General features: G+C 55.6%; 10 protein-coding genes. 5 read left to right on the top strand and 5 right to left on the bottom strand.

Features of this window, described 5'->3' with window-relative positions; translation table 11 throughout:
* Positions 1-91: 91 nt before the first annotated feature.
* On the bottom strand, positions 92-349 hold the full coding sequence (locus tag IG609_RS10660) for a hypothetical protein (protein WP_226373335.1): 258 nt from the start codon (positions 347-349) through the stop codon (positions 92-94).
* 121 nt (positions 350-470) lie between these two features.
* On the opposite strand from IG609_RS10660, the gene IG609_RS10665 reads away from it, so the two are divergent.
* The 4 genes from IG609_RS10665 (at position 471) to IG609_RS10680 (ending at position 4,851) form a co-directional block, all read left to right on the top strand.
* Positions 471-647, top strand: a complete 177-nt coding sequence (locus IG609_RS10665; protein ID WP_193399515.1) for a hypothetical protein — start codon at positions 471-473, stop codon at positions 645-647.
* A 689-nt stretch (positions 648-1,336) separates the two neighbouring features.
* A complete protein-coding gene (locus IG609_RS10670) occupies positions 1,337-2,155 on the top strand; it encodes an oligogalacturonate-specific porin KdgM family protein (RefSeq protein WP_193399516.1) in 819 nt (272 codons plus the stop codon).
* A gap of 132 nt (positions 2,156-2,287) precedes the next feature.
* The gene (locus IG609_RS10675; RefSeq protein ID WP_193399517.1) at positions 2,288-3,040 is read left to right on the top strand and encodes an oligogalacturonate-specific porin KdgM family protein; all 753 of its coding nucleotides are present in this window, start codon (positions 2,288-2,290) and stop codon (positions 3,038-3,040) included.
* A gap of 104 nt (positions 3,041-3,144) precedes the next feature.
* Positions 3,145-4,851, top strand: a complete 1,707-nt coding sequence (locus IG609_RS10680; protein WP_193399518.1) for a pectate lyase — start codon at positions 3,145-3,147, stop codon at positions 4,849-4,851.
* A gap of 201 nt (positions 4,852-5,052) precedes the next feature.
* Here IG609_RS10680 and IG609_RS10685 read toward each other — a convergent pair whose 3' ends face one another.
* Entirely contained in the window at positions 5,053-6,174 is a 1,122-nt protein-coding gene (locus IG609_RS10685) for an ABC transporter substrate-binding protein (RefSeq protein WP_102116473.1), read from the bottom strand.
* A 664-nt stretch (positions 6,175-6,838) separates the two neighbouring features.
* Here IG609_RS10685 and IG609_RS10690 point away from each other — a divergent pair.
* Positions 6,839-7,536 (top strand): IS1 family transposase gene (locus IG609_RS10690; protein WP_250127212.1). Its coding sequence is split into 2 segments (ribosomal slippage): positions 6,839-7,088 and positions 7,088-7,536, totalling 699 coding nucleotides; the frame shifts between segments, so codons are not numbered across the junction.
* Positions 7,537-7,696: 160 nt separating this feature from the next.
* Here the strand turns inward: IG609_RS10690 and IG609_RS10695 are convergent.
* From IG609_RS10695 to IG609_RS20465, 3 genes are all read right to left on the bottom strand, one after another.
* Complete coding sequence (locus IG609_RS10695) at positions 7,697-8,905, bottom strand: IS256 family transposase (protein WP_193399575.1); 1,209 nt, start codon at positions 8,903-8,905, stop codon at positions 7,697-7,699.
* Between the two features lie 103 nt (positions 8,906-9,008).
* Entirely contained in the window at positions 9,009-9,440 is a 432-nt protein-coding gene (cdiI, locus tag IG609_RS10700) for a toxin-immunity protein system imunity protein CdiI (protein ID WP_193396982.1), read from the bottom strand.
* A complete protein-coding gene (locus IG609_RS20465; protein ID WP_284070725.1) occupies positions 9,440-26,833 on the bottom strand; it encodes a hemagglutinin repeat-containing protein in 17,394 nt (5,797 codons plus the stop codon). Before IG609_RS20465 ends, cdiI begins: the two co-directional genes overlap by 1 nt.
* Positions 26,834-26,870 lie beyond the last annotated feature (37 nt).

Genomic DNA, 26,870 nt, shown 5'->3' on the forward strand with positions numbered 1-26,870 from the left:
ACGGTGCTCAATTCCCATGCACAAAAAAGGAACAACCGTGCGCCATCGCGGAGCACGGTTGCTGTGGTTAATGCGCAGGGGCAGCGTTCGTTTAAACGATCTTCTTCGCGGCCTGCTGCGCCAGAATCGACAGCGCTGTCGCCTTGAAGATATGCGCTTGCGACATCGCCAGTTCGGCTCGGTCACAGGGAATGACCGCACAGGCAATAAGATCGATAGACGCATTGGCAATCAGTTGTTCCGCGCGCGCATCAACCAGTTTCCGACACATGTCATAAATATGGTTGTGCGCTAACCCAATCGCCGCAAACCGCATCTTTTTCATCTTCACCTCTGCCGATATCGTCATGCCGAAGCGCCTACAATAAGGCGGAAACCGAGCGGGCTAAAGACAAAAGCCGTGTAACGCGTTAGAATTTTTCCTGTTTTTTAACATATCTACATTTTCCGCAACGCAACTAAAGATGACCATGAAAAGAAAACGTATTCTGATCCCCCTCCTCATTCTGATCCTGTTTGTGCTCTATCTGAATCGCGATGCGTTGAACCCTTTTGCGCCGGACTGTAAAAACCTTCCAGCGAACCAACCCAAGCCCGAAGTGTGTAAAAAACCAGTGAAAGAAGTCGCCCCGGGCTTCGAAATTTAAGCCTTCGAGATTTAAGCGTTGAAACTGATGCTGAAGTGGGGATAACGATACGGCGTTCCCTGAAAATTTTCAGGGACATTTGATCGCTATTAGCTATTTATAGCGACTTATTCATTTTTGTGGGAATCACTCCACAGAGTATTCTCGGAATGATAGCGGGGATATAAGGGAAATTACAGGTTAACAGGTATTCAATCACTTATCATCACGAACATTCAAGAGATGCTTCTCCTTCTCTGACAACCATTTTTCCGTTACACCTATTTCTGACGATGAAAATAATCAGAATAAATGATTTCAAAAAATTTCAAAAAGTAACCAAATATGTGATCAGTATAAATGAAACAATGTTTCCTTTCCACCATAATGCCACGAACCCTAATTATCAAGTTTACTGATAATTAGATGAACCCGTAAATGGCGTACATTTTTGGCATTCACTCATCAGCATCAGTCATTACGATAGGTGAAATTTTCATTTTCCACGTCGTATATAAGGAGTCATCAATGCATTGATAGCAACCTGATTGACCAGGGAGAAAGCCCTGTCTGACATTATAAATGGCGTCATCATCATTCTTGGTGATTCTATTTTTACGCCCAAAAAATGACATCAACTGTCTGGTTTTAAAGATAGAGACTGCGCTCGCCAATAATATTATTTATTCATCAAAAAAGAGAAAGACAGAATGAAAATAGATACACGTAACCTACTCATCGTTTGTGCCGGATTCACGCCGTTCCTCGTTCAAGCAGAAACCGACGGCAAAACCACCTTCCAGTATGAACACAACTGGAAGACGGAAGACCGCCGCCACTCAGACTCTATCAAGCTGATTCATAAGAAAACTAACGGCTGGTCGTACGAAGTCAAATTCAGTACGTCAGCGGGCGGGAACAGCAACTACGACGTTGCCTATGATGACATGCAGGGCGGCTCTGGCGGCATGGTGATCGGTAAAGACTTCAAGTTAAGCAAGGCCGCCACCTTAACGCCGAGCTTCGAATTCTCCATCGGCAATTCAACCATGATGTATCAGCCGGGGCTGAAATATAACTACCGAATTAACAGCGACTGGTCCACTTATGGCCGCTACCGCTATGAATATAAAAAGCCCTCTCGCAGTTCGCGCTATTCGACCATTTCCGCATCTGACAAATATGGTTACGCAGGGGAATCTTATTTGTCAAAATCGGACACCGGACGTCATCGTCTGGATGCAGGGGTAACGTATTCTGGTTTGGATAATATTAATCTGACTTACGTCTTTAACTACTACATCGGCGATAACACCACAAAATCGTATAAATACAGCAAGGGTGAATTCACGGAAAGAGAATACGCAGTTTACGATAATGGGAAAACGGATTATGAACATCAGTTCAAAGTTCAATATAAGTTAAACAAACAGCTAACTCCTTACATTGAGTATGATGATATTAGCCAATCCAGCACATCATCAAGCCGTCAGGGGAAAATCAAAGTTGGTTTCAACTACGTTTTCTAACAAACACAGAATTTTATAAATGAAATACACCGTATTTCGTGCCGTGTTGATGAAGAAAATGAATTCATGAATGAATTTTGTCTATCAGCGCACAGTTTTCATAATTAACGATCAATATTAATGGTGCCCATAATGAAAAAACGCTACCTTGTGGCCGGTATTCTCTTTGCCCAAATTTATGCTATTTCCGCGTCTGCCTCTGATACCAAACTCAGCTATGAACATAGCTGGGGAACAATGAATCGCTATCACGGTGATGAAATCGGTATGCGGCATTTTATGGATAATGGCCTGTACGTTGGCGTTGAGCTGAATTTTTATAATAAGAATAAAGATCTGACCATCGATGATGTCGTCTCGAATTCTTATGCTTTTTATACCGGCTATGCCTACAACTTAACGCCTGAGTTAACCCTGAAGCCGAATCTGGAAGCGCGCTTCTATTCCGGCGGCACCAGCGGCGAAGGTACCGTGGGTGATATCGGCGCTAGCCAGAGTTCCGGCGCACGCTATACGCCAGGTTTGAAACTGACCTGGTCGGTGACTGACAAGACGGATCTTCATGCGCAATATCGCTATGACCTCAGAAAAATTACCCGCAGCAAACGTACCAGCACGGATGACGACACTCACCGTCACCGCTATGAAGCGGGCGTGGCCTACAAAGGTTTCAACAATTTCACGCTGGCGTACACCGCTTATTACTATCACGCGGATTACGTGCTGCAAAACAACAAAAAACATGACTACCAACAGGATTTCGACGTGTCTTACACCATCAACAACAACTGGACGGCACACGTTGGCGTTGAAGATGTCGCCAGCGGACGCGATGTGAAATCGCGTGAAGGGAAAGGAAAAGTCGGCTTCACCTATACGTTCTAACCACGGCTTACCTTTCTAACAACAGCTTACTGCTATGCCATCTTTCTCGGGAGTCCTGTTCATCAAGCGGGATCCCTTTATTACAAGCTATACAGGTAGATAACATGAAAAGATTTGCGCTGTCGCTCCTTGCGGGTCTGGTCGCTTTACAGGCCAGCGCCGCTACGCCTGACCGTCTTACCATCGTCAATCAGTATGTTGATAACGTGCTGACCAAAGCTGGCGACCACTATCACGGTCAGTCGCCTACGCCATTACTTGCGGATGGTGTCGATCCGCGTACGGGCAAACAGATGGAGTGGATTTTCCCTGATGGTCGTCAGGCCGTGCTCTCCAACTTCTCCGCACAACAGAACCTGATGCGTGTGCTGGTCGGGCTCAGCAACCTGAGCGGCAACCCTAGCTATAAGCAGCGTGCCGAAGCGATAGTGAAGTATCACTTTCAACATTATCAGGATGAGAGCGGCCTGCTGATTTGGGGCGGCCACCGTTTTGTGGATCTAAAAACGCTACAGCCGGAAGGCCCGAGCGAAAAAGAGATGGTGCATGAGCTGAAAAATGCCTATCCCTACTACGATTTGATGTTCAGCGTCGATAAAGACGCAACCGCACGCTTTATTCGCGGTTTCTGGAATGCGCACGTTTATGACTGGAAGATCATGGAAACCAGTCGCCACGGTAAATACGGACAAAAAATGGGTGCGCTCTGGCAAAGCCCGTTTGAACAACAGCCGCCCTTCTTCGCCACCAAAGGCCTCAGCTTCCTGAATGCGGGTAACGATCTGATCTATTCCGCCTCGCTGCTGTACAAATACAATAAAGAAGACGGCGCGCTGGTCTGGGCAAAACGTCTGGCACAGCAGTATGTGCTACCGCGGGATAAAGCGACTGGACTCGGCGTGTATCAGTTTACGCAGGCGCTGAAGCGCGATGAAACGACTGACGATGCCGATACGCATTCCAAATATGGCGATCGCGCCCAGCGTCAATTCGGCCCGGAATTCGGCCCTACCGCGCTGGAAGGCAATATGATGCTGAAAGGACGCACCAGCACGATCTATTCCGAAAATGCGCTCATGCAGCTCCAGTTGGGTAAAGATTTAGGGGCGGAAGGCAAGGAACTTCTGACGTGGACAACCGATGGCCTGAAAGCCTTTGCCAAGTATGCCTACAACGAGTCCGATAACACGTTCCGCCCGATGCTCGCTAACGGCAAAGATCTCTCCAATTACGTTCTGTCGCGTGATGGCTACTACGGCAAAAAAGGCACCGTGATCAAGCCTTATCCTGCGGATAATTCATTCCTGCTTTCGTATTCTCGTGCCTATACCGTTTTACCGGACGCCGAGCTGTGGCGTGTCGCACGCGGCATCGCTCGCGCACAGGGGCTGGGTGAGTTAGGTTCAGCGCCGGGTAAAGACGTCAAAGTGGATCTCGCTACCAAGAACAACGATCCTTATGCCCTGTTCGCGCTGCTGGATCTGTATCAGGCGAGTAAAGTGAAAGACTATTTGTCGCTGGCGGAAAAAGTGGGCGATAACATTATCAGCACGCGTTATCAAAACGGTTTCTTCATGGCCGATCCCAACCGACAATATGCCGATGTCGATACTATCGAGCCTTACGCTTTGTTAGCGCTGGAAGCGGCGGTACGCAATAAACCACAATCCGTTGCACCGTTCCTGAATGGTGCAGGCTTCACCGAAGGCGGCTACCGCATGGAAGATGGCTCAACCCGCGTGTCCACTCGCGATAACGAGATCTTCCTGTTGAACGTTGGCGAAACCTTGAAACCCAACAACAAGAAGTAAGCGTTAACCCTCAACATGCCAATGGTGGTTCGCTGCCATTGGCAATCCCCTCTTGTGATCCTGCTCAATTATTCACCGAACAAGATCGTCATTATCAGGTGTGATTCTTAATCGTATGGTGCTTAACATGTGGAGCTTACAGAACGTAATGCCGGCCACGATGAACGTGACCAGCATGAAGTAACGCAATAATTTCAAGCGTTAGTTAACCAAAGGCACTTCCGGGTGCACGCCAAGCCAGCCCGGCGTAGGTTCGCCTTTCGCTTCCCCCACATACAAACTCAGCTGTGAGCGAAAACGTTCGACCGCACCGCGATCGTACATGAAATCAGCAAATTCCTGCGGACGAGTGTTACGGTATTCCCAGATATGTTTGTAGCCCACTGGCGGCTCAACATCGGTACGCACCGACCACATACGTGAGACCTGAGTTTGCGTTTGCGGATCCAGCACCCAGCTTAGGTACAGCTTGGCGCTTTCTGGGTGTTTAGCCTGTTTGAAGATAGCGGCACGTTGCGCCCAGGAAACAAAAGGATCGGACTTCGGCAGAACAAAGCGGGTCACCGCATCGGCTGCCGGAACGAGCGCACCGGAACTGGTAAACGTCGCGCTATATTTTCCTGTCGCGATCTCAGCACCGGGTACGTTGGTGCCGCGCACGTAGACGGGATCCTGCTCCTGCAATTTTTTAACAAAATCCCAGCCGTATTTATCCACGGCCAGCTTGTACCAGAACAGCACCGCATCGTCGTCGTTCGGATAAGCCAGAATCAAATTGCCTCTCAGATTGGGACGAAGATAGTCATTAACCTCGCGCGGCCAGGATTTTTCATCCAGAAGCTGGGTGTTGACCAAATTACTAAATGCGATGACATAGGCACCAGTCCAGGCACCATCTGCATCCCGAAATTCTGGGTAGATTTTGTCCCAGCCACGCGCTTTGTAGTTCAGCAGCACGCCTTCTTTTTTCCAGCGCGGGAAATTCTGCACCGTTTGCAGTTGCACCACATCAGGAATCAGGGTGCCGGTCGCCAGTTGGTTATCGATACGGGCATCATGGTATTTGCTGTAATCGACAATCACATTCAGCTTCATGCCAGGAAAACGTGTCTCAAATGCCCGCTTGAAGCCAGCCTGCTGTGACTGCACATCGCCACCGGCATACACGGTGACCGTACCGCCTTCTCTCAACGCACTCTGATAGATTTGATCCAGCGAACGCGTCTCAATTTCAACGCCCGCCTGACTTTGCCCGACGCTGAGACCGGCCATCATGGCTAGCATCAGCACTGTTTTCTTCAGGTACTTCCCAGTGTATTGCATTGTGATTTCCTTCACTTAATGAATAAAACCCGTACCGACAAACGACAACGATCAGCCGTTAAAACGGCAACGGTCTAACTAGCGAATCGCAAGTCAGCGACGCGCAGGATCGGATCGACGAGATGGAATCGTCAAAAATAAAATTGGAATAAAAAGCGCATAGTCCTTCATTAATATATTTCCCGTCCGAGGATAATCTCCCCGCTTCCATTAGGATAATTAACATCGAGTTTACAGGATTAAATAAAAACACATACGAAGAAAAAGAGAACGATATAGTTAAAAATATTGAATAGACAAAATGAGATTACGCTTTCAAGTGGGATAGATGCGATGTCAGAAAAAGATAGAGTGGGGTTACTTATCAGTCACAATAATTCAAAATAAAATAATATCACCAATAATCATACTAACTAAAAACATTCGAATTGCTGTCGTCATTTATTCTAAGAAGTTGAAAATAGAAACCTAAAAATAGTTATTTTCCGATTAATGCTAAACACTTATATGCTCACCGAATGAAAATAATATACCCTGTGCGCTTACAGGAACCTGAGACTGTAATTTAAATTGTGTAATTGCCTGTTTTTGGTCACGTATTCAACTCGGTGATCGTCAGGTAGAATGTTCATCTGTTTTCCTAAATATTTAGAAGAAGAGCCTGATGGCAACGGTTGAGGTAAAATGCCCGTTTTGTGAGCAAACAGACTCGGTTAAAAAACATGGACTGGGAAGCACCGGTCATCAGCGCTTCCGCTGTCAGACCTGTTGTCGAAGTTTTCAGCTTGAGTATGAATATCGTGCCTGTCAGCAGGGTATGAAAGAGAAAATTGTTGACCTTGCCATGAACAATGCCGGTATCCGCGATACCGCACGCGCGCTGCATATCAGTATTAATGCCGTTGTACGCACCTTAAAAAACTCGCGCCGCGATGTGTAACCACGCTTCCGCTGGACAATCTCCAGATTCAGCTTATCTGCGAAGTTGATGAAATGTGGTCGTTTGTTGGCAACAACAAGCAACAACGCTGGTTGTGGTATGCATGGGAGCCTCGTCTCAAACGTATTGTTGCTCATGCTGTTGGGCGTCGGAACAAAAAGACGTTGCGCAAATTACTGGGATTGCTTTCAGGCTTCAGCATAGCTTTCTGGTGTACGGATAACTTCAGTGCTTATGAGATGTTGCCGGATAAAAAGCATATAACTGGCAAGCTTTACACGCAGCGGATTGAACGTGAAAATCTGAATCTTCGCAACCGGTTAAAACGACTGAATCGTAAAACTATCGGGTACTCAAAATCAGTGGAAATGCATGACAAGATAATCGGCACATTCATCGAGCGTGAACATTATCTGCAATGACCTGATCTACATATTGAATACGTGACCGTCACGCTGACCGCAACGATATGACCCGCTATTACAGTCGCAGCCCCAGCCTGCACCTCTAGGGGAACTGACAGGAAGCCGCGGGGGTTGGGACGGATAGAGCCTGTACACCATTCTGTGTAAATGCCTTTTCTCAGAAGTGACCGTTCAGGCGGTCACCGAACTCAATAATAAAACGGCTCATTGCCATACGCCAGTCCCTCAGCGGCATCGTCCATTTTTGCGATGCCGCCTGGATTGCCAGCCATACTACCTTCTTTACTGAGTCGTCCGTCGGGAACACCTTACGCTTTTTGATGGCATGACGGATCACGCTGTTCAGCGACTCTATGGCGTTGGTGGTGTAGATCACTTTGCGGATGTCTGCCGGGTAAGCGAAGAATGTCGCAAGGTTCACCCAGTTTGCCTCCCAGCTTCGACTTATCTGCGGATATCGACTGTCCCAGGTACCGGCAAACGCATCCAGGGCCTGCTGTGCTGCCTCTTCCGTTGGGGCCTGATAGATCGCTTTCAGGTCTCGAGTGACTGCCTTGTAGTCCTTCCAGGAGACGAACCGCAGGCTGTTACGCACCATATGCACAATGCACAACTGGATCCGTGCCTCTGGATAGACTGCGTTAATCGCATCCGGGAATCCTTTCAGTCCGTCAACACAGGCAATGAGGATATCGTTCAGCCCGCGATTTTTCAGTTCTGTCAGCACGTTAAGCCAGAACTTCGCACCTTCATTTTCGGCCAACCACATCCCCAATAACTCTTTCTGGCCTTCGATATTGATACCCAGTGCCAGGAACACGGATTTATTAATTACGCGACTATCCTGTCGGACTTTCAATACAATACAGTCAAGGTAAACAATAGGATAGACCGCATCCAGTGGCCGATGTTGCCATTCGACTACCTGTTCCATAACGGCATCAGTCACCTTCGATACCAGTGCGGGTGAGACATCGGCGTCATAAAGCTCTTTGAACGCAGCCGCTATTTCACGGGTTGTCATTCCTTTGGCGTATAACGACAGGATCTGGTTATCCATCCCGGTGATCCGGGTCTGGTTTTTCTTCACCAGTTGCGGTTCAAAGGTGGCTTCACGATCGCGGGGAGTACGCAGCTCCAAGGGGCCATCGACAGTGGTTACGGTCTTTGTGGAGTAGCCGTTGCGGGCGTTAGAGCCCGTTTTAGCCTGGTTTTTATCGTAGCCGAGGTGGTGGGACATTTCGGCGTTGAGCGCTGCCTCAACGCTGATTTTCTTGAGCAGCCGATCGAACTGGTTGAGATCTTCAGGAGTTTTGAGATTTTTGGCCAGTTCGTTAGCCAGAGCCTGCAACTGTTTTTCGTCCATAAAGTAACCTGCTTTTGATGTTGGGTTGAACATATCAAAATCAGGCAATTACACAAATTTATGTACAGGCTCGACGATCCCAGCGCAGGAGCCGGGATCATTCTTACTGCATTAGTGTCACTCTACATAGTTCATCATTCTGATTAAACTGAAGATGCAGTGTATGACTTTCTGTTTTGTATTTTATCCAGCGATTGACATACCCCAACAACATATCCATTTTTCCACCTCCAGACTCGGAAGGAACCCCCAACACCTGGATAATCTCTGACTCACGACTATTAACAGGTAAAGGCAGCTCCCCTGTATAAGCGGAGAATTCTTCATCGGTTTGTATATACAAACTAATTTGATTTACTAGGTCATCTTCTAATAAAAATAAAACACCCGAATTAAAAAATGAGTAATAACTTCGATCACCTAATACGCCTTCTTCAAAAACAGGTAATTCATTAAATTTTTGAGGAAGATAAATAAACTCATTACTCGCCTTCGAGCACCCTAGCATTTCAACAAGATTATTCCATGCCAACATTATTTAATGACCCCTGTTTGCCGATTTCTGTCAATAATTTTCTTTACAGCATCATCAACTAGAGCCGGCTCATACCCACGATCTATCATATTGGTTCTCAAGGCATCAGTATCACGGCACACGGCACCGCACAGATCTAACGCATCTTGCTGAACTTGAGCTGCCGTGTTTTTCCCACCATAAGTAGGCCCAGCACTGTGAACATCTTTAGGGACTTCTACAGCAGTAGCATTTTGATATAAAGTCTTTTCTTCCGCTGGAGTCAATTTCCTACCTAACTCATTTTCCTTTGCTGTTCTCAGAGCGGCAAAAGAGGGAATATGATCATGCTCTAAGCCATCGCCCACTACAGAGCGATCTTTAAGTTCTTTATATGAACCAACATCTAACGGCTTAACCGCCTGAATCTCATCACTGGCCTTATTGATCAGCTTAGACGCTTCAGCCACATCCCCTTTCTTCAAAGCCACTTCTGCTGCTTTAATCGCTTTACCCGCAGCATCTCCTGCGCCCGGTATCAACCCTACCGCTGCGGCAAGATAATCAATCGCACTCTGCGCTTCCGCAAAGCCTTTGATATCGCCCACAACCGGTACGAAATCCAAACCAAAGCCAGCAGCACCTTTCAACAATTCATTGCGATGTTCACTTATCTTGGCCGAACACGCTTCCGCACTTAATCCCGCACAATTTTGAGCTTTGAACTCCTCCACCGCTGCAACGAGCTGTTTCTGCGCATTCTGATACTTCTCTTCCTGTGACACACCAGAGACTTTGTTCTCGATAATGTCACTTAGCGCATTATTCTCAACCGCATTACGCCCGGACTGTGCGCCGCTGGCGGCGGAGGCGGTGCTGTTGCCTGCCAGACCGGATACCAGCCCGGAGGCCAGCGTGGAAAGCGCGCTGACTGACTGCTTTTCCTCTTCCGTCAGGTCGTTTGCCGTCTTGCCGGGATATTGCGCGGCCATAATCGCACGGGCGGCCAGTTCACCGCTGGAAGCACCCATCGCCCCTGCTGCCGCATCCTGACCCGACAGCTGCGCGACTACTGCACCCACCACGGCGTGCGCCATCGCGTTGGCCGCGATATCCGACGCCCTGATTTTGCTTTCATCCTTCGGTATCGTGACATCTTTCACCAACTGTGCCAGATACGGCGATGCACCGCTGGCAATCGCTTTCTGAATGTCCCCGCCCGCCAGTGCCTGGATCGCCGCCGTGGCTGCCTGTGCCGCACGCTGGAAGTCACTGCCTGTGCCGTATTTCTGCATCTCGGCCTTGTAGGTCGGTGATTCCGTCAGCGCCTTTTTATACTCCTCCCATTTCTGCGTCGGATCGCCCTCTTTCGGACGCTCGACGGTGGCATCGCCCTTGGCTTCCGCGGCTTTCTGCGCTTTCAGCTCGCCTTCCGTGCGCACGATATCCATCACCTGCGCACCGATTTCACCAATCAACTGCGCCTGTTTCAGGCGTTTCTGCTCTTTCTCTTTGTTAAAGATCGGGCTGAGCGCGTTGTTCGCGTGCTCAACGTCACGGCTCAGCGTAGCGATATCCTGCACCTGCTTCGCCGTATCCCGCAACAACAAGGTGCCATCGCTTACCGCCGCATAGGTGGTGCTGGCGGCACTGCCACGGTTACCCAGCGACATCAGCGCCGACGGTGCCGTCATCGCCAGCGTCGAGAGCATGCTGCCACTCATCGAAGGACTGGCACTGAGGCCGATGCCACTGTGCTCCACCTTGAACTCGGCTTTATTGTTGAGCCCGCTCCAGCCCAGCGTCCCCGTTTCCAGCCGGTTTTTCTCTGCGCTGGCGGTGGAGCCAATGACGGCGGCATCAAGCTGGGTATGTTCTCCGGTCTTTATACCAAATCCGTCTTTACCGGCAAAGAGCCCCGTCTGCTGCTGCACGCTGTCATAATTGCTGTGCATCTTGTCTTTACTGAGGCTGATATAGCCGCTGCCGCCCCCGCCGCCCCAGGTAAAGCTGCCGCCCGCCGACCCGCTCACCTGTTTGGAATCATAGCGGTCGCTGTCCTGCTGACTTTGCAGCAGCAGATGACGCCCGGCATCGACATCAATACGCTCGCCGTTCACCTGCGCGCCAATCAGCCGCGTGTCGCGCTCGCTTTTCAGCGTAACGTGGTTACCCGCATCCACCGTCGTTTCTGACCAGCTATTGCCCGTACCCGTTTCACGCCCTTTCGCCTCATTAACGTTGGCGAAAATGCTGAGACCCGCGCTCCCGTTGCTTAAGCCCAGGCTGATGCCGATATTCCCGCCGCTGCTGCTGTTTTTACCGCTGATGTCCTCGCTGTTGCGGGCGGAAAGCAGGTGGATATCCTGCGCCGCGTTCATCGTGACGTCACCGCCCGCCTTAAGCTGGCTGCCCGCGACCGTGATATCCCCTGTGCGCGATTCGATACCGATATCCCCAGCCGCATTCAGTGTCGAGCCAAAGCTCTGCTTCTGTTCGCTGGTCTGGCTGGAGTGTGAGTGTTGTGCCCCGAGAGAAATACTAACGCCGACAAAAGAGGCTTCCCCCTTGTTGTTCAGCTCGGACTGGCTGCCTTGATAGGCCTGATACCCCGCCAGCCCAGCCTTCATGCCCTGAAGCAGCGCCAGCCGGCCATCGCTTTCACTTTTCGCCGCCTGAATGCTCTGCACCGCGCTGTTGAGCGCCGAGCCCACCACGCCGGACAGCGCCACGGTCAGACCCGCAGTTTTCTGCTCAAACTCCTGTTGCTGTTTGAGCGTGTCATAGCCCGGATCGAGGGTGACATTGTTGCCTTGCAGGAAGATGTCTTTTCCGGCCACCATATCGGTACCGCTGATCGTGACATCGTTCCCAGCCTTCACCGTCACCGAGTCGGTCGTACTGCCGAGAGTGCTGATGCTCTGGCTTTGTGTCGCCGCCTGATCGCGCAGTTTCTGGCTGGTCGAGGTCGAACCGATGGTAAAGCCAATGCCGCCGCCGCTGAACAGGCCGCTTTTTTTCTTGCTGTGCTCTTCATAGTTCTGGTAGTTCTCGATGCTGGCAGCGGTGTTGACGTCATTATTTGCCAGCAGCGTGACCTGTTTATCACCGACCACGGAGGAGCCTTGCAGGTTGATATCCTGATTGGCCGCCATCGTGACACTGTCACCCGACAACAGGCTGCCTTTCTCATCGGTTTGTAACGTTTCCCGCAGCGTATGCGTCACCGTCTTCGAGAAGGCTTTTTTCTTGACCTTCGTTTCTTCAAAGAAGGTGTGCTGCGTTTCGGTGGCCGACAGCAGGTTGATGTTGTTGCCCGCCTGTGCCGTCACCGCGCCGCTCGCCACCCCCTGTGCCGCCTGCAGATTGATATCTCTTCCGGCCTGTAGGTTCAGGCCTTTGCCCGTCGTGAGTTCGGTGCTCTGCTGGGTGATGTTTTGCTGCCAGTCGGCGTGGCGGTTCCACCAATTGCCGCTGTAGGTTTCTTCCTCTTGAGACAGCAGGTTGAGATCGCGTCCGGCGGTCAATGTCGCATTGCCTTTGGCGTTCAGGCTGGCCGCCTCGGACAACACATCCCGTCCCGCCACCAGATTCAGATCGCCGCCGGTCAGAAGCTGGCTGTTTGCCACCTCCTGCGTGCGACGCTGCGCGGTGCTGCCGCCCTGATACAGCGTCTCTTTCAGCGTATCCTGTGCGGTCAGGCGGATATCATTACCCGCCGCCAGCGCCAGCGCCGTTCCACCGGAAAGCGAGCTGGCATCGATCTGAATATCCTGACCCGCCACCGCGCTCAGCGCACCGCCGGCATTGACGGTACTGCCTGCAACAGAGGTATTCAGCGCGGTATTGCTGCTGCGCCAGCCGATATCGACACGGTTGTTGGTCAGCGTCAGCGCTTCAATCGCCACATTGCCTTTGGCGTTCAGCGCCATGTCCTGTCCGGCATTGAGCGTAGCCGCCACATTGCGGATATCCTTGCCCGCGCTGAGCGTCAGGCTGTTGCCCGCCACGATTTCGGCGGTTTTGCCCAGTTCGGTGAACGTGAGCGAGCCGGTGCCGCTGCGCGATGAGGTCGGTTGCGCAGTCTGGAAGTTGCGGCTTTCTGTGCGGTTAATGATGTCGCCGTTAATGCTGGCGAGCTGCAGCGTGCTGCCCTCCATCCGGCTGCCGCTGTTGGTGATGTTATTCAGCGCCACCAAATTCAGGCCGCCGTCTGACTTAATCAGGCCGCCTTCGTGGTTATCAATCTTGTCGCCGCTGGCGATTGCCAGCACCTCAACCGCCTTGAGCGTGCCGCTGTTGGTGACGCTGCCGCCGGCGTTCAGTTCGACCTTATTTGCGACAATCGCGCTGCCCTGCAGGTTGCTTTTATCCGCCTGCGCCAGATACAGCTTCGGTGCCAGTACGGTCTGCCCGTTGACCTCGATATTTTCCCACCAGACCAGGCTCTGGCTGAGGTTCGCGACCTGATCCGGCGTCAGGCTGACGCCCAGTTGCAGGTTCATGCCTTTCTGCGCCGCCGCCGCGTTATCCAGCAGCATTTGCATCTGTGCCAAATCGGAGCCCGTGCCGTTCAGGTAACGCTGTCCGCTCTGTTTCAATACCGCCTGGCTGATATAGCGGGTATCAAACTCCGCATCCCCAAGGAAGCGGTAATCGTGATCCGCATCCAGATTCAGCTTATCGAGCAGATAGGACGAGCCCAGCACCCGGTCGGCCTGCGTCCACTGCGAACGCGTTTCAACCGGCACTACCGTTGACGGCTGTTGCCCCAGCAGCATCTGCAGATCGCTGAACAGCGCATTGTCGACCTGTCCCAGCTGTTCCAGTTTCGGGTTGGTGTGGATAAGGTAGCGGCTGTCGGCATTCGGATCGACAACCAGCAGCCCGTTATTACCGGTCGGCAGCGGGTACTCCGCAAGCGGGTTGGTGCTCAGATTTTGCAGGCCGTTGCCGATGGCGCTCAGCAGGTCTGCGGCAGAAAGCGGTGGCTTCACAGCAGGCGTCGCCCCGCTCGGCAGGGTGTCTGCACTGACCGCCGGCTTCGGTGCATCAATCGCGGCCATACCCGGTGTCGCCAGTGTGGCGGGAGTACCTACCGTGCCTGCTATCGTGACGCCCGCCGCGGTGTTGTCCACGCTAACCGGCGTCAGGCTCTTGCCTGCATCGGGCCGCTGGCCTGTCGACGACAGCGCGACCGCATCAGGGTTGCTGACATGGCCGGAGGTTGAAGGTTGTAACGCCACTGTATCACCGGTGTTCAGCGTCAGCGGCCCTGTAGTATTCGGTGCCGTAATCGTCGCCGTGATGTTGTCCGCCTGCGCGCCGGTTTGCAGCGCAGTGCCAGATTGCGGTGTCAGCGTGACCGCATCGGGGTTGTTGATGTGACTAGAAGCAGAAGGCGATAACACCACTGCGTCACCGGTGTGGAGCGTCAGCGGCCCGGTGGCAGTCGGCGCCGCGATGGCCGCGGTGATGTTGGCCGCCTGCGCGCCCGCCTGCAGTGTGGTGCCAGACTGTGGCGTCAGCGCGACCGCTTTACCCGTCACACTCACGCCTGCGGCATTGCCCGCCAGCGTCGCCTGCCCGCCGCCTGCTTTGGTGACGTCGACCGCACCCGCGTTAAACGACGAATCCTGGCTGACCAGTTGACGCGTGGTCTGTTTCTGCAATGGCGACAGCGTGGTGATGGCATCCAGCACCGGTTTGGTGGACGCAGGCATAAACCCGCCGCTGCCCGGCTGCAGCGTGGTATTGCTGAGGTCTTGTTTAATGTCGGCGGTAATGGTGCCGCCCGCCTGAATTAAGGCGTTATAGCTTTCGCCAACGGTTTTTTCGTAAGTTGGGGTGCCGACTAGGATGTACCATATTTTATTGTCTGATATATCCACCGCATATCTGTATTTTCCGCTCGCCACATCATTATCGCCAGTCGGAAAAGCAACGGGGCCAGGGTTGATCCCCCTTTCTACATATATGGCGTCATAATATCTATAAGTAAGATATTCATTTAATGAACCCGTATGATACGAAGTGTTATTTAATATTTCTCCTTTAATAGAAATATCTTTATTTGCAACTATCTGAGATGCATTGTTAATTAAATTTTGAGTGACAAGTGATATGTTACTAAAAGCTTTTAACTCTCCTTCTCTACCTTGAGAGACTACTTTTTCTTCTTTGCTCTGGGTTACTACTTTTATATATTCTAAATGTTCATAGGGCGCATACATAAACCAGTATAGAGAACCAGGGAGGGTCTCCCACCACCCACTCACATAAACGCCATAGTCTTCCTTGTTAAACCAATCAATGGGAATATAAGCATCTGTTTTCCCGGCCCAATCCGGCACAGATCCCGCCGTAGACTCACTCTCCGTCACCACAAACCCCTCACGCTGATTGGTCAGCGTGCCGGTGTTAATGGTGATATCTCCAGATTGGGTTTCAATGGTGCCGGAGCTGTTGAGCAGCGAGGTGCTGGCATTGCCCTGTGCATCGCGCTGCACCCACAGATTATTGCCCGCCAGTATGGTGCCGAACACGTTGGTCAGCGAGTCCGACTGCAGACGCATATTGCCGCCCGCATAGAGCATGCTGCTGTTGTGTAACACGCCGCCGGCCTGCACCAGCAGGTCGCCCGTGGTGCCAATCAGTCCTTTATTATTCAGCGTGTTATCAGTGACCAGCGTCAGGTTACCGCCCGCCTGAATGCTGCCCGCTTCCAGCTGTACGATATCTTTGGCACTGAGGCGCGATTCGCCGCCACCCGCCAGAATATTGCCCTGATGGGTCAGCGTGCCGGTGCTGGTCAGTTGGACGGATTGCCCCTGCAACGTCCCGCGCTGATCGAGGTCGCCCGCCACATTCAGCGTCAGCTGTTTCCCGGCCGCCATGCTTTGGGTGAAGGTCAGCGGTCCGGTAATGTCGGCACTCAGGTTGCCCAGTGCCACCAGTTGCCCGTCCTGCTGCAGTTCTTGCGTTTTCAGGCGCAGGTCCTGTGCGCTGTAGAGCTTCGCCCCCTGACGGTTAATCAGACGCTGCGTCTGCAGCGCCAGCTGCGTTAAGCCCAGCAGCGTGCCGTGGTTGTCCAGTTCATCGGCGATAATCTCCAGTTCACCGGCCTGCACCAGCCCGTTATTCACCCACCGCGGGATTTTCAGCGTCAGTTTATCCTGCGCCATCAGGCTGCCCTGCTGGGTAAACTGTGCGGTATTTACGTCCAGCCCGCGCCCCTGTAACCAGCCGTAGTTTTCTACCGTTACGGCGTTCAGCGTCGTGGTGCCGTCAGATAACAGCTGTCCGGCCTGCTGGTTGACGATGCGGTCTGTCGCGTCCAGTTGCAATGCCGCAGTGCCCTGCACCGTGCCACCATTGGTTAGCGTATTGCCCGTCAGCGTGGTGGTGGCGGCTTTAATCTCGCCCTGATTAGCCAATGTCGCCGCCTGCACGTTCAGCGTGCCGTCGCTGCTCAGACGTGCCTGCGAGGCATGGGTAAACTGACCGGTGACGGTGGCGTTAAGCGCGCGGTCGCCGCGCAGGGAGCCGTGATTGTCGAGCGTCTCCGCGCCCAGCGTCAGGGTGTTGCCCTGAACCTGTCCGCGGTTGGTGATGTCATGTGCCGTCAGGCTCAGGTCGCCGCCGCTGACCAACTGGCTGCCCTGCGCGCCCTGATACGAGCCGCTCAGTTGCAGCGTCCCGCGCTGTACGCCCAGCAGATTGCCCTGTTGTTCGAGGTCACGGGCGGTCAGTTGTAATTCATCCGACTGCCACAGCCCCTGATTGCTCAATACGCCGGTCGTGAGTTCACCCACGCCGCCGCTCAGCAGCCGCCCCGTTGCCAGATTATCCACGCGGTCGGTGAGATTCAGCGTAAAGCCGCCGACGCCCGTCAGCGTGCCGCCGTTTTCCAGCGTCTTGCCGGTTAACGTCACCGTGCCCTGCGAGAACAGTTCGCCCTGATTGTTCAGTACGTCGCCGCTGAGCGACAGGCGGTTCAGCCCCGCCACCGTGCCGCTATTGCGGAACGTGTCACCGTTCAGCGTCAGCGTGCCTGCCTGCCATAACCCGCCGTTGTCCGTCTGTTTGGCATTCAGTGTCGCGACGCCTTTGCTGAGCAGTTGACTGCTTTTATCGCCGACATAGCGCAACACATCGAGCAGACGCAGCGCGTCAGTGCCCTGAATACGGCCCTGATTGTCGATTTCATTGGCGCGCAGTTGCAGGTCGTTGGACTGTAGCGTACCGGCATTGCGCAGCGAACCGCTGTCGAGGTGGCCTGCGCCGTTAGTCAGCAGTTCCGCTCCGGCGTGGTTAATCAGCTCATCACGGTTGGTGACCGTCAGGCCATTGCTGCCCAACACGCGCCCGCTGTTATCCAGCGTATTGGTGGTCAGGTGCAGCGTGCCCGCGGCTATCTCACCGCTCTGCGTCAGGCGGTTGGCCGTGATAACGGCCTCACCGTCGCTCAGCAGGCGAGATTGTGCATTCCCCTGATAGCTGCCCGGCAACTCAAGACGCAGCCCGTCCTGACCGAGCAGCGTGCCGCCGTTTGTCAGGTCGTTTGCGAACAGTTCCAGCGTGTTGCCCTGCCAGAATCCGTCGTTAATGACAGCACCGGTCTGCGCCTGCAGAGCCCCGTTGGTCAGAATCTGGCCGGTGCTGCCGACCGTCAGGCCGTCACGCAGTTCCAGCGTGATGCCGCGCTCACCGATAACCGTACCGCCGTTACTGAACGAACCGCCGTTCAGCGCCAGCGCCCGGCTTTCCCAGCGTCCGCTGTTGTTGAGTTGATTGCCGCGCAGCGTCAGGATGTCGGCGGTATGCAACAGCCCCGCGCCCTGATAGTCGCCGTCAAGCGTCAGCGCCCCGTCGGCGATAACATTACCCGCATTGTTTATCGCACCACTGTCGAGCGTCAGTTTACCCACGCCGGACACGGTACCCTGATTGTCGAGCAGGCTGGCGCTCAGCCAGCTGTCGCCGCCGGAGAGCAGCGTGCCCTGATTGGTTAACCGGCTGGCGGGGTTGGCGCGATCCAGCGTGATGGCTAACCCGTGGTCCCCCTGCATCCGCCCGCGGTTGGTCAACTGCTGCGCATCAAATGTCAGGCGGTCTGCCTGCGCATCGCCGTCGTTTGTCACGCTCGCGGCGCGTAAAACAGCCAGTCCCTGCGACAGGAGTTTTCCGTTTTGCTGATTCGTCAGGCCATTGGCGGCGGTCAGCGACAACGCATTAATACCAAAAATCTGTCCGCTGTTAGTCAGCTCGCTGGCCTGTAGCGTGATATCGCCCGCCTGCCACTGCCCGTGATTATCGACCCGATCCGCCGTCAGCGTGCTGCTGCCCTGACTCAGCCATTTCCCCTGATTGCGTGCCGTCCCCGCAATCGCCAGCGTCAGCGCATCGACGCCCAGCATCTTGCCGTGGTTATCCAGCATCTGCGCGTCCACCTTCAGCGCGCGCGCTTCCAGCGTCCCCTGCTGGTCGATATGGTTCGCAACGATACCCAGCGTGGTGCTGCCGCTGATTAAACCGCGGTTATCCAGTGTATTGCGCAAATCAAATTGCAGATCGTCAGAGCCCAGCATCTGCCCGTGGTTGAGGACATCCTTCGCGGTGATACCGATACGCTGGCTGGTGAGGTCACCGGTGTTGGTCAGGGTGCCGTCCAGCGTCAGTTGCAGGTCGCGCGTGCCGTTAAGCTGCCCACCGTTGGTCACGTCGCGGGCGGCAATCGCAAGCGCCTGGCTGTTCAGCGCACCCTGATTATCCAGATAATTACCAAGCGCCAGCGTCAGTCCGTTCACGCCCGTCAGGGTGCCGTGGTTGACGACATCATTGGCTTTGAGCGTCAGCGCCGTGCTGCTGATGTCACGCGCGTTGTTCAGTGTCCCCGTCAGATTCAGGGTCAGGCTGTCCACACCGGTGATTGTGCCGCGGTTGGTCAGGTCATTCGCGTTCAGCGCCAGCGCCGCCCCGTACAGCGTGCCGGTATTGGTGAGGCTGTCACCGACTGTCAGTTCGAGCCGGTCAAGGCCGTTGATTTTTCCTCGGTTGTCCAGCCTGCCGGCCTGCGCGGTCAGGTGATAGCTGCTCAACGTCCCCTGATTGGTTAAGGCGTCATCCAGTGTCAGTTGCAGACCGTCAACGCCGGTGAGGGTGCCTTCGTTGGTCAGCGTCCGGGCAGCAATCGTGGCGAGCGTGCTCCACAGTGTGCCCTGATTGATGACATCACCGTTTGCCAGCGTCAGCTTCAGTGACTGGTCGCCCTGAATATGACCGGTGTTGGTCAGTTGCTGCGCGTCCAGCGTCAGGCTGTCCGCCTGCCATTCACCGTCATTGCTTGCCTCGGCCGCGTTCAGCACTGCCAGCCCCTGGGTGAGCAGTTGGCCGGTCTGCGCATTGTCCAGACGGTTTTTCGCCGTCAGCGACAGCGCCGACAGCCCCAGCAACTGGCCGGCATTCCCGACCTCATCCGCCGTCAGCGTTAGCGTGTTGCCCTGCCAGCGCCCGTCGTTCATGACCATGCCCGCCTGCGCCTGCAGGGCGCCGTTGGTCAGCAGTTGACCCGCGCTGCCGACCATCAGGCCGTCACGCAGCTCCAGCGTGATGCCGCGCTCACCGATGACCGTGCCGTCGTTGTCGAACGCCCCCCCGTTCAGCGCCAGCGCCCGGCTTTCCCAGCGTCCGCTATTGTTGAGTTGATTGCCGCGCAGCGTCAGGGTGTCGGCGGTATGCAGCAGGCCCGCGCCCTGATAGTCGCCATTGAGCGTCAGCGCCCCGTCGGCAATCACAGTGCCCGCGTTATTTATCGCCCCGCTGTCGAGCGTCAACTGACCCACGCCGGACACGGTTCCCTGATTATCGAGCAGGCTGGCGCTCAGCCAGCCGTCGCCGCCGGAGAGCAACGTCCCTTGATTGGTTAATCGGCTGGCGGGGTTGGTACGATCCAGCGTAACGGCTAACCCGTTATCCCCCTGCATCCGCCCGCGGTTGGTCAGTTGCTGGGCGTCAAACGTCAGGCGGTCTGCCTGCGCGTCGCCGTCGTTTGACACCGTCGCCGCGCGCAGTACCGCGACGCCCTGCGACAGGAGTTTCGCGTTTTGCTGATTCGTCAGGCCGTTGGCGGCGCTCAGCGACAACGCATTGATACCAAAAATCTGTCCACGGTTAGTCAGCTCGCTAGCCTGCAGCGTGAGGTCACCCGCCTGCCACTGGCCGTGATTGTCTACCCGATCTGCCGTCAGCGTGCTGGTGCCCTGACTCAGCCATTTGCCCTGATTGCGTGCCGTCCCCGCAATCGCCAGCGTCAGCGCATCGACGCCCAGCATTTTTCCGTGGTTATCCAGCGTCTGCGCGTCCACCTTCAACGCCCGCGCTTCCAGCGACCCCTGCTGGTCGATATCGTTTGCAACGATACCCAGCGTAGTGCTGCCGCTGATTAAACCGCGATTATCCAGTTTATTACGCAGATCGAGTTGCAGATCGTCCGAGCCCAGCACCTGCCCGTGGTTGAGCACATCCTTTGCGGTAATATCGATGCGCTGGCTGCTGAGGTCACCGGTGTTGGTCAGGGTGCCGTCCAGCGTCAGTTGCAGGTCGCGCGTGCCGTTAAGCAGTCCGCCGTTGGTCACGTCGCGGGCGGCAATAGTGAGTGCCTGGCTGTTCAGCGCGCCCTGATTATCAAGCTGATTGCCAAGCTCCAGCGTCAGCCCGTTCACGCCCGTCAGGGTGCCGTGGTTGAACACGTCATTGGCTTTGAGCGTCAGCGCATTACTGCTGATATCACGCGTGTTATTCAGCGTCCCGTTTAGGTTTAGATTCAGTCTGTCCACGCCGGTGAGTGTGCCGCTGTTGGTCAGGTCGTTCGCGTTCAGCGCCAGCACCGCCCCGTACAGCGAGCCGGTATTATCAAGGCTATTGCCGACGGTCAGTTCGAGTTGGTCGAGGCCGTTGATTTTTCCGCGGTTGTCCAGCCTGTCGGCCTGCGCGGTCAGGTGATAGCTGCTCAGCGTACCCTGATTGGTTAAGGCGTCATCCAGAGTCAGTTGAAGACCGTCAACGCCGGTCATCTCACCCGCGTTGGTCAGCGTGCGGGCAGCAATCGTGGCGCGCTTGCTCCACAGTGTGCCCTGATTAGTGATGTCGCCGTTTGCCAGCGTCATCTTCAGTGACTGGTCGCCCTGAATGTGTCCTCGGTTAATCAGGCTCTGCGCGTCGAGCGTCAGGCTGCCCGCCTGCCATTCACCGTCATTGTCGGCACTGGCCGCGTTCAGCACTGCCACCCCCTGCGTGAGCAGCGTACCGGTTTTCGCATTGTCCAGACGGTTTTTCGCCGTCAGCGACAGCGCCGACAGCCCCAGCAACTGGCCGGCATTCTCGACCTCATCCGCCGTCAGCGTCAGCGTCTTCGCCTGCCATTGCCCACGGTTTTCCAGTCGACTGGCGGTGAGCGTACTGTCGCCCTGACTCAGCCATTTTCCGCTGTTGCGCGCCGTGGTGTTAATCGCCAGCGTCAGTGCATCCACGCCCAGCATCGTGCCCTGATTGTCGAGTGCGTTCGCCTGCACCTGCAGTTGGCGGCTTTCCAGTGAGCCTAATTGGTCGACCTGACCTGCCTCCAGCTGTAACCGCTGGCTGCCGCTAATGAGGCCGCTATTGCGAACCGTCTCCTGCAGCGTCAGGTGCAGTGCGTCACCAGAGACCTCGCCCTGATTGAACAGATCGGTCGCCGACAGTCCCAGCGTCGCGCCATAAAGCTGCCCTTTGTTTGTCAGGCTATCGGCAACGGCCAGTTGCAGTGCGTCAACCCCGGCAATCTCGCCGCTGTTAAACAGGCTATCGACCGTGATGTCGGTACGCTGTCCCAGCAGCGTGCCCTGATTATCCAGCGAGAGCCCTTGGAGTTGGATAGCGTTCGCCTGCCAGCGCCCGCGGTTAGTGAGCGTGGCACCGGACCAGTTCAGCAGGCCGTCAGTCTGCAGCGACCCGCGGCCCTGATAATGGCCCCCCAGTGATAACCCGGTGACGGCCACGATATCGCCGTCATTCTCCACCGTCTCACCGATAAGGGTTGCCGCACCGTTACTGGCGAGTGAGCCCTGATTGGTTATCTGCGTGGCGCGTAGCTGTGTGTCGCCCCCAGAGACTAGCGTGCCGCGGTTGTCCAGTTTGCCAGCGGCGGGGAATGCATTCTGAGGGGAAGGCTGCGCGTTGAGTTGCTGGATATCTGCCGCCAGCGACAGCGCCATCGGCAGGAATGAACGCTGACGCGCGGTACCCGCAGGCTCTACGGCGATGTCCAGATTACCTTCGGTCTGAACCCGTCCTGCGTTGGTGAAGCGGGCAGCCCGCAGCGTCAGGTTATCTGCCCGCCACTCGCCGTGATTCTCCGCCTGCGCGGCCTGTAACACCGCCGCGCCCTGCGTCAGCAGCTTCCCGTTTTGCTGGTTGGTCAGCCCGTGCTGTGCGGTTATCGACAAGGTGTCAATCCCCAGCAGTTGCCCGGCATTCACGATATCGTCGGCCTGCAGCATCAGACTCCCCGCCTGCATCAGTCCGCGGTTACTCATCTGCTGTGCCGTTACCACGCCGACTTTCTGGGTCAGCAGACTGCCGTCATTGGACAGGTTACCGGCAATCGACAACGTCAGCGCATCCACCCCCAGCATCTTGCCCTGATTGGTCAGCGATGCGGCGTCCAGCGTGACGGTTTTTCCTTCCAGCGTGCCACTTTGTTTGACGTCACCGGCTGTCACCGCCACAGACTGGTTGCCGTTGATGACGCCCGCGTTATCCAGCAGCTCGGAGGTGTTCAGTTGCAGGGTAGTGATGCCCTGCATGTCGCCGCGGTTGTTCACCTCTGCCGCCGAAACCGACAGACTGTCGCTGCGCAACGTGCCGATATTATTCAGGCTGTCACCGAGCGATAGCGTTAGCGTGTCGACACCCGTGATATCGCCGTGGTTAACCAGACGATCTGCGGAAAGCGCGACCGCGTTCCCCAGCGCCGTGCCCTGATTGTCGAACGTCAGGCCTTGCAGGGACAGCGCCCGGCTTTCCCAGTGCCCGTTATTCACCAGCGTGTCGCCGTGCAGCGTCAGTGTGCCCGCGGTATTCAGCAGGCCACTGCCCTGATAGTCGCCGCGCAGCGACAATCCTGTCGCCGCGACCACTCGGCCGTCGTTAACCAGCGACACTGCTGTCAGTTCAGTACGCCCCAGACTGGAGAGCGAGCCCTGATTCTCCATCAACCGTGCGAACAGCGTGGCATCGCCGCCTGTCGTCACGGTGCCATGGTTAACGAATACTCCCTTGCCGTCTGTCGTTGGAAGCGTCAGATACAAGGCCTCATCGCCCTGAATCTGGCCGTCATTAGTGAGATTATTCGCCGTCAGCGTCAGGGTTTTCGCCTGCCACTCTCCGGTATTCACCACCTCCGCCGCCGTCAGCACCGCCGCACTCTGAGACAGCAGCTTGCCGCTCTTCTGATTGTTAAAGCCGTTGGCCGCCGTCAGTGCCAGTGAGGACACGCCGAGGATTTTTCCCGCGTTATCCAGTTCATCCACCTGCAGCGCGACGTTTTTCGCCTGCAAGGTGCCCCGATTATCGAATCGTTTAGCCGTGGTGGTGCTGTCACCGTCGCTCAGCAACTCGCCCTGACTGGACAGATTGCCCGCTATCGCCAGCGTCAACGCGTCCGTACCCCGCAGCGTACCAGGATTATCGAGCTGTGCCGCATCCACGCGGAGCTGATTACCCTGCAGGGTGCCAGCATTATCCAGATGGCCGGTCAGGAAGAGCGACAGGTTATTGATACCGCTGACCGTGCCGCGGTTCTCGAAAGACGCGCCATCTGTCGTCACGGTTAACGCCTGCAGCGTGCCCCGGTTCTCGGCCTTCGCCGCCTGAAGGCGCAGCGATTCTCCGCTGAGCCAGTCGCCACTATTGGTAAAGGTATCGGCGACGGTCAGGTTCACCGCGCCCTTCGCCTGTGCCTGCCCGCTGTTCGTGAGGGTATTAGCCTGAATAGTCAGCACATTGCCCTGCAGCGTACCGTCATTACTGGCGACATCGCTGTGGATCGTCCAGTTGCCTGCCGTCAACAGGCTGCCGCGGTTGTCCAGTTGCCCGGCGGTAATCTGTCCGTCGCCGGTAAGACTGGTTTTGCCCGCGTTCAGCCAGCGCTCGGCATTCAGCAGGAACTGCTGCGCCTGAATCGCACCGTTGGTCTCCGCCTGTCCCGCGTTTATCGTCAGGTCGGTGCCCGCCAGCAGCGTGCCGCGGGCGGACTGCGTCAGTGAACGCGTGGCCTCCAGTTGCAGCGACTTGTCGGCCTGCAGCGTGCCCTGATTGGCGAGCGTGCCGGTGTGCAGTTGTAAGTCAGGGGCGGTGAGCGTACCGTCATTGCTGAGATGGTCGGTGGTAACCTGTAGAGTGTTACCGGACTGCATCAGGCCGTGGTTATCCAGCGTGCCGTCCAGCATCAGCGCCAGTTTTTCACCCGCGCTGAGCGTGCCGCGGTTCACCAGACTGCCGCCGTGCAGCGCCAGCATCTGCCGCGCGTTGATAACGCCGTGGTTCTCGGTCGTCTGGCTGGTCAGGTCGAGTGCGTTCGCGATCACCTCGCCCTGACTGGTGACGCTGTCAGCCTGTGCGGTCAGCGTGGCGGCCTGCAGCTTGCCGCCATTGGTGATACTGCCGGCCAGCAAAAACAACTGATTATCGGTCAGGATGTTGCCCTGATTGTTCAGCGCCGTTTGCAACTCAAGCTTCACGTCATTGCGGGCGCTGAGTAATCCGGTGTTGTCCAAACGTTGCGCGTTAACCGTCAACCGTTCGGCCGCCGCCAGCGTGCCGCTGCTCGTCAACGCGCTGCCGCTAAACGTCAGCCCCTGCAGTGCGGCGATATCGCCGCGGTTGTCCAACACATCCAGCGTCAGCGTGAGGCTCTTCCCTGCCAGCGTGCCGTGCTGCACCAAACGTCCGCCGTCAATGGCCAGCGCATTACCGGCGGTCAGCGTCCCCTGCCAGTCGCCCTGCTGCGTGACGCGCACCGTGGCATTGTTTTTCGCCTGAAGCTGGGCGCTGCCGGCACCGTTAAGGGTCTTTGCCTCCAGTCGTACGTTTTCAGCGCCCGCACTCCCCGCCAACGACACCGTGTCGCCGCGCATCTCAAGCACCGACTCCGCCTTGATGCCGCTTTGCGCATCCTGCTGCAGCGACTGACCCGCCTCGACCGTCACCTTACCCGCGGCAAGCTGGGTTTCACCAAGAGTGACACCGTCACCTTCAAGAGAGAGTTGATTGGCGGCGTTGACCGTGCCCTGTGCATCGACGCCGGCACTGATAAGACTGCTCTGTGCGTTAAGCGTCCCGTCTGACCGGAGAACGATATCCTTCCCAGCACGCAGCGTGGCGTCCTGCAGCGTGATGTCCTGCTTCGCGTTCAGCGTGAGCGCGTCACCCGCCTGCTGCTTGCCCCGCAATGCCAGCGCGTCGGCGTCGGCCTGAATAGCGCCTTTCGCCACCGTATCGCCGAGGCTGAGTTTACCGTTCGCCGACAGCGTGATATCGCCGCTGCGCGCGCTCAGATTGCCGACGTTAACGCCCACGCCTTTATCGCTGGAAACCAGCTTGATGCGGTTGGTGTACATCCCGCCCAGCGCGCCCGTATCCAGCGCGACTTTTACATTACTGCCAGCCACGCCGCTGTCTGCCGCCTGCGCCGTCACCTTGCCAGTCGCATCGACCTGATTAGCGCCCAGCACAATCCGGGTATCGTTGGCATTCAGCCCGGCATCAATCTGCGCGGTGCGGGCAATCAGGCTGAGGTAGTCGCTCTTGCTCGCGTCCAGCCCTTGCCCAGTCAGCGTGATATCGCCGCGCTTCACGTCGATATGTTGCAGATTCCCCTGCGCGTCCAACTGCGGTTTTCCGGTGGTCAGCGTCACCTGCGGGGTGTTAATAAAGCCGCAGCCGTCGCAGGTAATCCCGTTCGGGTTGGCAACAATCACGCTGGCCTGCTTGCCGCCGACTTCCAGGTAGCCCGCCAACGTACTGCGGTTGGTGGACACCACTTCGTTGATAATGGCGTCGGCGGCTTTGCCCTTCAGGTTGGGGTTGTTTTGGATCAGCCCACCGAGCTGGGTAGGATTGAGCTGTTCCGTGCCGTTATTTAGGATCAGACCGGGTTTGTCGACGTTAAAATCGCGGTACTGGTTGTGGGAGATCCCCGCGCTGTTTGGCGTGGCGATATTGATGACCGGGACGCCGTTGCCGGCCTGATCCAGCGCGGTGTTGCCCGTCGCCACCTGCACGCCCGCCGCCATCGCCGGTAGCAGCGGCTGAAACGCAATCAGGTGGATCAGCGTATACGCCAGCAGGCGCTGTGTGGTTTTTACTGGTTTCATCCCTGATCCCCGGTCTTAATAATTAACAACGAAAAAT

Origin of the sequence: Pectobacterium quasiaquaticum, assembly GCF_014946775.2 — a bacterium.
Taxonomy (GTDB): Bacteria; Pseudomonadota; Gammaproteobacteria; order Enterobacterales; family Enterobacteriaceae; genus Pectobacterium; species Pectobacterium aquaticum.

Bases quoted from the DNA above. Each gene is read 5' to 3' on its own strand.
- IG609_RS10660 (WP_226373335.1), bottom strand. From the start codon at position 349: ATGACGATATCGGCAGAGGTGAAGATGAAAAAGATGCGGTTTGCGGCG.
- IG609_RS10665 (WP_193399515.1), top strand. From the start codon at position 471: ATGAAAAGAAAACGTATTCTGATCCCCCTCCTCATTCTGATCCTGTTT.
- IG609_RS10670 (WP_193399516.1), top strand. From the start codon at position 1,337: ATGAAAATAGATACACGTAACCTACTCATCGTTTGTGCCGGATTCACG.
- IG609_RS10675 (WP_193399517.1), top strand. From the start codon at position 2,288: ATGAAAAAACGCTACCTTGTGGCCGGTATTCTCTTTGCCCAAATTTAT.
- IG609_RS10680 (WP_193399518.1), top strand. From the start codon at position 3,145: ATGAAAAGATTTGCGCTGTCGCTCCTTGCGGGTCTGGTCGCTTTACAG.
- IG609_RS10685 (WP_102116473.1), bottom strand. From the start codon at position 6,174: ATGCAATACACTGGGAAGTACCTGAAGAAAACAGTGCTGATGCTAGCC.
- IG609_RS10695 (WP_193399575.1), bottom strand. From the start codon at position 8,905: ATGGACGAAAAACAGTTGCAGGCTCTGGCTAACGAACTGGCCAAAAAT.
- cdiI (WP_193396982.1), bottom strand. From the start codon at position 9,440: ATGTTGGCATGGAATAATCTTGTTGAAATGCTAGGGTGCTCGAAGGCG.
- IG609_RS20465 (WP_284070725.1), bottom strand. From the start codon at position 26,833: ATGAAACCAGTAAAAACCACACAGCGCCTGCTGGCGTATACGCTGATC.